Genomic DNA, 8,595 nt, shown 5'->3' on the forward strand with positions numbered 1-8,595 from the left:
AATGATTCAAGGATATCAGATTTTTCTGTTGCCTCAACCGTTAATTTGATGATCGCATTCGATGGATCGGATGCTACACGTCCCGAAACATCCGTAGATCTTGAAACGCTGTAGTTCAGCTTTAATAGTTTCTGTCCTTCGCCGCCGTTGAATTTTAAAATTCCTCTTGAATTTGCTGCCATGATTCGTAAATTTTAATTCGTTAATATTTTGTTCTGATTTTATATTTCAAAGATAAAACCTATGAAAATATATTTTGCATTTTAAACACAAAATCTCAAATTTTGTAGTAATTCTACGATTTACTGTCGTAATTATACGACAAAGAAGAAAACAATCGCTAAAGACGAATTTCAATACTTCCTTCTGCAATTTTTTTTGCAGAACCTCGCGTTGTTTCAATGTAATCTCTACCTATGTAAGATTCTTTGCTCATCTTTAATGATTTTTTAAAATTTCCACGGAGTTATTTTTTATTTTTTTTGTACGCTTGATTATTATTTAAAACAAAAAATGAAAGCTTAGATTAACTTTCATTTTTGAATCATTTCAACTCTTCTATCTTTCCCGTTTTTCCATCCATCTTATAAATTAGGGGGAGAAAAGCCACAGGTTCGCCAATATCATCCCAAGGTTCTGTATTTGCTTTTCCTTCTATGATTGTTACGATATATTCTTGTTTGTTTTCATCAAATTGAATTTCAAAAGTAGGGCGTCCGTCTTTATCATATCTTCCGCTTCCATTGGAAATATTAATGATTTTTTTGCTTTCTAAAAATTTTAAAACATCTTCGGGCTTTACTTTTCCGAATTTTTTATTTTCTTCCACTTTTTCTACATTCCCATCTTGATCATAATATTCAGACGTGTCTATTTTAGTTCTTTCACCAATAAATATCTCCTTCTTTTTAATATTTCCGTTCGGATAAAACTCCTTATAAATTGTTTTAAAAGAAGGTTTTGGAGGCACCTCTTTTAAAACGCCCCCTTTTAAACTATCGAAATCAATCATAGATATTAAGGTTCCATCTTCCTTAGTATAATTATCAAATCCATAATTTGTTTTTTTATAAATTTCTATATCAAATTTTTCAACCATTTTTTTATTATCTATTTTTTCATCTGAATTTTCTTTATTTTGTCCGTTGCACGAATTTAATAGAATCAAAAAACAAAAAAATACTATTTTAATTAGTTTCATAATTTTCTAAATTTTGATTTGATTATTTAAAACATTCCATTGCCATATGAATAAAGAAAATCTCTCTATTGGGGATTTAGCTAAAGACGCTCAGTTACACTTGCATTATCACCTTTTGCTATACTGTGATTAATGTAATTGTACTATTAATTATATTACATTTGCTTTCATTTTCTCACCAATATAAATTATTCTCGTTTGTTTTTAGTTCTCCCAAATTGATATAAGATGTCCTTTTTCTAAATCAGTTGGTTTTAATATCTTTCAATCTCATATTATTAGGTTTTGGTGGTTTTTCAAATTTTTGTGGTGCACAAGAGGTTAAAAAAAATTGTAAAAATTATTATAAAATATTTCATTTATTTATTTTCAGTTATTATTCGATAATAAGATTTTACAGCACTTCTCGTCTGAATGGATTTATCCATTTCACCTCCCAATGCCATTACAAACGGTTGATCCGGATGATTTTGCAGAAAAGCAATAGTTACTGATCGCCAAGTCAGGAACTGTACGTTTAGAATAGTAGAAAAATGATTAATAACATGGTTCGTTCTTATTAAAAAGACAATGTGGAAAACGGATATCAACCGAATCCTTCAAAGTATAAATTTTTGTGCTATCAATTTTACCTTCTTTATTATAATATTTCCATTCTCCGAATTTAAAATTGTTTTTTACTTCGCCTTCTTCTTTTAAAACCTCATTACTATATTTTTGACTTTTCCCATCCCACTCACTATAATAATAGTTCTTTAAAATACCGTTGCCTTTAGGTAGAAAAATATTTTTTCAATAAAATTATAAGATATATTATCCTTTTGATCATACGAAACAGAATACATACTGGGACGAGGATTATAATTTGTATTTATAGTATATCCTCTTGGTTTTCCTTTAATAACGTATACAATCAACTCTATATTTTCATTTTGCTGGTAAAATATTCTAAGACTATCAACTTTTTTATTTTTATAATATAAAATATCATTATTAATAGAATATACTTTTTTTACAAAAGATATTTTCTTCGAAAAATTAACATCATAAAATTTTGAGTTTTTATTAATATATTTTTCATTATACCAACTATCACTTCTTTTAAAATTAACCTCTTCGTTCCCACAAGCTGTCTTATTTTTTATTTGTGGTGGTTTTACAATTACAAGCTTTGGTTTTTGTGGTATCGTTTTTTTTTGTGCTTCACAATTCACAAATAAGACTGTAACGACCATTATAGAAAATAGATTTTTCATTTTAAAATAGATTAATGATAATATGTTTTTGCTTCTTCTTCTATGACCTTCCACTGCCATTTAAAGAAAGTTTTTTGATTATTTAAATCATAATCCATAATATTTTCAGTTTTTCGATCCTCAAATTTATGCGGATTTTACCTAAAATATTTAGCTCATCTTCATAATGCTTGATAATATCATTATATGAATGAATATTTTGATCTAATGTTTTAATTGCTGTTGCTTTTTCGGTAGGGTGAGTATTATAGTACGCTTGATTAGTTCTTAAATGTTCAGTTTTTTTCGTTCGTTCAAGATTTTGTTTTCTACGGTGCTCTGTAAGTTTGCTTTGGGCTTCAGTAATTTTTTGTTGCACAGCCTGCCCCTCCTTAAAAGTATGCTCTAATCCTAAAGTGTGAGCCATTTCATGAGCATAAGATGGTAAATGATCCAAATTACTTTTAAAAATAATACAATGCTTATTGTTAAGTGGATTATTATAACTAGATCCTCCAGCTGTAGGAGTTTTCAAAGGACATAAATATAAGAGTATGCATTTTTGTTTAGCAATATTTCCGTAAAGCAAACCAAACTGAATGTTAAATAAATCAACACTTTTTCCAGAGTGTACTTCAAATGTACTTCTATTACTAATTATATCCTTTATACCTGAATATTTACTATCTAGAACTACAGATGGATTTGGGCTTCTTCCGAGATTAGCTGTTTCAAATGTATTAGTACTCAATGGCATTTTTAAGACGTTTCCTGCACCATCTTTATCAATTAGCTTTACTTGAATTAATCCTTGATGAAAGCTGTTTTCGTTTAAATATTTCTCCAATCCTGCTAATCATCCCCCGATTTTTGAAAATTCTGAATCAATTACAGTTTCTCCAAATGTAGGATTATCGCTTAAAAAAGCTTTAATCACATACACATTAATTGTATATTTTGATTGATCGCTATTTTTCATTACCATCATTTTACCAACTTCCTTTTTATCTTCTATTCCTGATGTAGGGTCTTTAAGCTTTGCAAAAACTTTAATCTGTTCATTTTTCATAAAAGCCTTATTGCATTTTACTTTTACTTGATTGGTTGCCAAATAATAATCTCTCGAGTCACTTCCCCCCAAAGACTAGTATTTTTCCACCCGAAATTAACGAACTTAATAAAAGTGAATCAGGTGTTATCGTTAAGTCTGAGTTACTACTTTCAAATAGTACTTCTGTAGCATCAGAAGTCAAGGCTTCTAATTCCTCCACCTCAATATCTAATGTTATCGTCATATTCTCTCCTACATTAATATTCATATTCTTACAGTTCAGCGTCATCGTTTCCGGCGCAGTAATGGTAATGTTGCTTCCCGTTGTATCCAAATGAATTTCGTTACCAGATTTATCGGTAATAATGACGCTTTCATCTTCCGTAAAAACTATTTTATGTCCGTTTCTCGTCATAATCGATTTTACTCTGTTGTCCGCAAAACCTCCCAAAGCCGTTTTATATTGAAACACTTACTATTACAGAATTTTGGCCGATGATTGTGCACAAAATTGAATATCGCTTAACTGCCAAATTCAAAGATTTTTTCAATGACCTTTTATTCGATTTTTTAAAGAAATTTAACAAATAGAAAGATAATGTTTTTATCTAAAAAACGACGGCAATCTTATTTTGAAAAATCTTCTATAATGGGGTCTGGAACTTCCTCGCCTTCTTCAGACACCCAATATTTTGTTCTTTTTAGTATTTTTCCGGTATCACCATCTAATATTATACTATAATACTGGTTCCGTTCTTCACCTCCCCATGTAATACCCCAAGATTTTAAAGCGCTTTGTGGGGCTTCTTTTTCGGAAGATTGAGGATAGAGTAATGTAGAAATCCTCCCAAGTGATGTTTACCTGGCACATCGAAACTTCCTATAGGCATCGGTATTTTATTTTCTTCCATAAATTTTTCTATCTGTTCCCAAGAAAAACTAAATAACTTATCGTTATCTATAGTTTTTATTAATTTACCCTTTTCATCAAAATAATACCAAATTCCTTTATACATATTACCCTTTACAATGCGTAACCCTTTTTCTTTGATATTACCATTGGGATAAAAGATTTTCTGTATTATGAAAGGAGAATTTTTGTAATAGATAATTTCCAAAGGATGATATTCTCCAGGTTTTATTACAAATTTTTTGTTTTTATCTATTATCTCAAAAAAACTTCTATGTATAGATCTATTCTCATCTAATTTCCCTTCATAGCTATATCCCCTTTCCTTTGCTTCAGAATTCTTCAGCGCAGCTGCTTTTGACGGGATTTTTAAAGTTTCTTCTCTTGATTTTTCAAAATCAAAAGTTTCAAAATCAGGATTTACATTTGGTATATAATACAGAGATTTTTTTGGTGGGATTAATGTGTCTTTTTTTTGTGTAGTATTTTTATGCTCTTGTCCTTTACAACTCATAACCGAAAGGAACAATATAGTAATTAATGATAATCTTTTCATAATAAAAATTCTAAGGTTCTGGTTGCGCTGTGGCTCTTATAATATCCCATTGCCATTCCATTAAAGACTTTCTACCTCTTGCATAATCTAGTTATCGGTAATCCCTTGCTTAAAACTATATTTTCCATTAGGAGCATTAGTTATTGTCATTCCGCTAGGTATAATATTTTTGTTTTCAAACGTATGGTCTACCCCCAGAGAGTGTAGCACTTCGTGTGGAGTTGTAGCAGCAGTATCATACCCATCAAATAAAATTGTAGTCTTTTGATTAGATTGGAAATAACCGTTAACAGCTTTCCAAGTTCCATCTACTTTTATGTATCCTCCATTAGAACCAAAATAATAGACTTTGATGTATTTTCTATATTGTGAATGTAATCTGTGAAATTTTTCATTAAGATATTGATACAAATCTTTCCAAACTCTTGGTTTGTAGATGTTATCTCTCCTATTGGAATAATCATAGTAGTAATATTCTTTAATAACCGGTTTTGTTGAATCTGCTGGATCTGGGTGCTTATATATATTAAAATCAGCACCCGTACAATCCAAATTTTCAGTTTTTATTCTTGGATCAATCAAAGCTTGTCTAAGAGCGTGTTTTACTATCTTGCCGTTATTTGATGTTTGTATGCCCCTTCATTATGTACAATTGTTTTACCGTTAGCCTGAAATAGCGTTTACCTTGAAAGAAATATTATAAATATATCTTCATTAGAAAATTTACTTTGCTTTTAGAATTATTTCATAATCAGCATAAGTACCAATTCCTCTTTTTCCTGATTTTTTTCCTCTAAATTTTTTAACTAAAAGTTCCTTTCCTGTATCTCCATCTAAATCAATATAATAAATACCTTTTACGCCATTATAGTTGGCTTCTACTCCTTCAATCTGCCATATTTTACTGGTTGTAGGAGGATAATTTTCCGGCTGGAAGACTTTGTTTATTGTATTCCTTTTAATTTGAGGTATAGGAATATCAAGATTATTTGTAGGAAACTCTATAAATGCATTAATATTTACATTCACTTGTTTAGATATGAGATACTCTTTCACTTTCTCCAATCCAAACTGATAGTCTTTATTGTAATCTATATCATTTATTAAAACTCCATCATTGTTGAACTCTTTCTCACGCATTACAAATCCGTATAATGATTTTGTCTCTTGATTGACTAAGTTGCCATTTTTTGGTAAATAAGTATAAACATCAATATAATCCTTACCTTGTTCTTTTACTTCTTCATAAAAAAAACCATCGTCCTCACCCCAAAATTTATGCACAGAGCCATTTTTTTCCTCCAATAAATAGTATTCATTATATTCTGTTTTAAAATTTGATGAATTATCTATGGAAAAATGTTTTCCCGTTATTCGTGCTTTTTTTTTGAATTCACTTATATTAAGCTTCCTAGGATTTTCCATTTTTTTTTCAACAGTTTTTGATTTATTATTCTTATCATTTTGCCCATTACAACTTAGTTGCAAGAAACATAAAATTAATACCAAAAAATTTTTCATGTAATTTTTATTTATTTTAAAAAATTAAACAGTCTCTTCCACTGCCAAGAAAAAGTAGATATAACGGGAAATTTTCTATTTTCAATATCTGAATAATCCATTATGTTATCGGTCTCAAAATTTAAAAATGTGTATTTGCTGTCATTATCAAACGTATGAAATAAGCTCATTGCATGTAAAGACTCGTGCGCAACGGTACTATCATTAAATCCTAACGTCAATACGATTACAGATTTTTCGGGAGCTCCTATATCATAACATCTCCCATACAACCCACCAAGTGATTCTTCCAAAAAATAGATTTTATAATAATTTATGAATTTCGCATTAGTTCTATGCATAATATTATTTAAATTCTGCATCACTTCATTACTGTCTGCTCCCTTGGAATAATAGTCACGATAAAAACTATTTTTCTCTGTCGTACTCATTGAGTTTAGCTTTATATCCCATGTTTCAAAGATCGGCTCGATTAAAGCCTGATTAAGATATTTTGTTAATTCTTTTTTCCGGGAATTGATGTCAAAATTCATAAATTCACTAGAACCTCCCTTTTTAACTTTTATAAGAGCAATATTTACTTTTTTACGATAACGGATGCTATTGGGATTAATTTTAATTCTTCCAACTACCTCTTCAGTGTCATTTTTAGAAATTGCAATTACGTCTAAATATTCATAAGAGCTATGATCTGTTAAGGATGTTATCTCTAAGTCATTATATAAAGTTTTTTTACCAACTGCTATATGAGATATACTATATTTATTTAGTTTATAGTATTTTGAATTAATTTTATAAATTATCTCCTTAGGCTCTTCTTTAATTTCAAGCTTTATTGTAAACTTTGCTTTTTTATTTGGCATAATCGACAAAACAGGCACAACGTATAGATCATTTTTCCAAGTAATATTAAATAGATTAAATTCTTTTAACAGATTGTCGTATTGAGTATTTTCTTTTCTAAAAATTCCACCATCATAAACTTGAAAAAGCTGATTTTTATTATTTCTATATTTCCCAATAATATCCCTATACCAGTATTTATCACCTCTTCTTCCTGTATCATTATCACCCATTCTAATCCAATCAAAACCAAATTCACCACTCCATTTATCATGTGGTCTAAACTGCACAATACATTTCGCTCTTATTTCTCCTGCTGAAGGTTTGGAAGGATTTTGATAACTTATCCCACTGGTTTCACCTTTCTCAGTAACCAATTCAGTTGCATTGTCAATAATATTGCTTTCAGAAAAGATATTATAATCTTTTTCGACAACCTCTGTTATTTTACCCTTAACAATTCTTGTTCTGCTCATGATAAAAATAGTTAGAAATTTTTGCTCCGTTCCCCACTATTATTCTGAACTTCCTTCTGAGCATGTTTGCTAATAGAACCATTAGAACTTGTTTCAATTCCCTGATCAGAATTAATAATTGTTTTGCCTTGCTTAACTTCACTTGTAACATCCCCCTCAATCATCTCCGTCAATTTTCCTGTAATAAACATACTGGTATCACCCAATACAGATGTCATTTTCATAGCACCCACACTTTGAGTGTTATTCAAGCCTATTGTATCTGATTTATTCATTCCCACAGAAGTCGTCATATTCTCTCCTACATTAATATTCATATTCTTACAGTTCAGCGTCATCGTTTCCGGCGCAGTAATGGTAATGTTGCTTCCCGTTGTATCCAAATGAATTTCGTTACCAGATTTATCGGTAATAATGATGCTTTCATCTTCAGTGAAAACTACTCGTTGACCGCTTCTAGTCTGAATGGATTTCACCCGGTTATCTATTCCACCCCCTAAGCCAATTCCCCCATGAAACATTCCACCCATTACAAACGGCCGATCCGGATGATTGTGCACAAAATTCACCATCACCTGATCACCAACTTCTGGAATCGCTACATAACCTCGGTTTTGTGTAATCTGATCTGTACCTCCTGCATCAGGACTCATCATTCTGATGAAATGCGTCGTATCATTCGTCTGCCAGTCAAATCTTACCTGAACCCTGCCCTGTCCTTCAGGATCTGCATTCGATATCACTGTCGCAATCTGTGGCTGTGCAATGGGAACCGTGAATTCAGGTTTGGGTAAAAAACCTG

General features: G+C 30.6%; 11 protein-coding genes. All 11 read right to left on the bottom strand.

From position 1 onward, the window contains the following. Window positions 1-182 (bottom strand): type VI secretion system tube protein TssD (gene tssD / locus ACR1PN_RS20175; RefSeq protein ID WP_433981407.1); only part of this gene is annotated, 182 nt, incomplete at its 3' end. A gap of 362 nt (window positions 183-544) precedes the next feature. Beyond that, a complete protein-coding gene (locus ACR1PN_RS20180) occupies window positions 545-1,201 on the bottom strand; it encodes a hypothetical protein (RefSeq protein WP_433981496.1) in 657 nt (218 codons plus the stop codon). 755 nt (window positions 1,202-1,956) lie between these two features. Next, window positions 1,957-2,517: a hypothetical protein gene (locus ACR1PN_RS20185; RefSeq protein WP_433981497.1), complete on the bottom strand. Its 561-nt coding sequence runs from the start codon at window positions 2,515-2,517 to the stop codon at window positions 1,957-1,959. 22 nt (window positions 2,518-2,539) lie between these two features. After that, a complete protein-coding gene (locus ACR1PN_RS20190) occupies window positions 2,540-3,283 on the bottom strand; it encodes a hypothetical protein (RefSeq protein WP_433981498.1) in 744 nt (247 codons plus the stop codon). A gap of 9 nt (window positions 3,284-3,292) precedes the next feature. Further along, window positions 3,293-3,505 (bottom strand): hypothetical protein, encoded by a 213-nt coding sequence (locus ACR1PN_RS20195; RefSeq protein WP_433981499.1) that lies wholly within the window; start codon window positions 3,503-3,505, stop codon window positions 3,293-3,295. Window positions 3,506-3,563: 58 nt separating this feature from the next. Continuing rightward, window positions 3,564-3,959 carry a hypothetical protein gene (locus tag ACR1PN_RS20200; protein WP_433981500.1) on the bottom strand — a complete coding sequence of 132 codons (396 nt, stop codon included), beginning with the start codon at window positions 3,957-3,959 and terminating at the stop codon, window positions 3,564-3,566. A 313-nt stretch (window positions 3,960-4,272) separates the two neighbouring features. Next, window positions 4,273-4,953, bottom strand: coding sequence for a hypothetical protein (locus tag ACR1PN_RS20205; protein ID WP_433981501.1), 681 nt, complete (start codon window positions 4,951-4,953; stop codon window positions 4,273-4,275). 87 nt (window positions 4,954-5,040) lie between these two features. Then, a complete protein-coding gene (locus ACR1PN_RS20210) occupies window positions 5,041-5,535 on the bottom strand; it encodes a hypothetical protein (protein WP_433981502.1) in 495 nt (164 codons plus the stop codon). Window positions 5,536-5,676: 141 nt separating this feature from the next. After that, the gene (locus ACR1PN_RS20215) at window positions 5,677-6,474 is read right to left on the bottom strand and encodes a hypothetical protein (RefSeq protein ID WP_378180204.1); all 798 of its coding nucleotides are present in this window, start codon (window positions 6,472-6,474) and stop codon (window positions 5,677-5,679) included. 11 nt (window positions 6,475-6,485) lie between these two features. Further along, complete coding sequence (locus tag ACR1PN_RS20220; protein ID WP_433981503.1) at window positions 6,486-7,793, bottom strand: hypothetical protein; 1,308 nt, start codon at window positions 7,791-7,793, stop codon at window positions 6,486-6,488. An 11-nt stretch (window positions 7,794-7,804) separates the two neighbouring features. Next, window positions 7,805-8,595 (bottom strand): phage baseplate assembly protein V (locus ACR1PN_RS20225; protein ID WP_433981504.1); only part of this gene is annotated, 791 nt, incomplete at its 5' end.

It is taken from the genome of Chryseobacterium sp. RLHN22 (genome assembly GCF_051011795.1).
In the GTDB taxonomy this organism is placed as follows: Bacteria; Bacteroidota; Bacteroidia; order Flavobacteriales; family Weeksellaceae; genus Chryseobacterium; species Chryseobacterium zhengzhouense.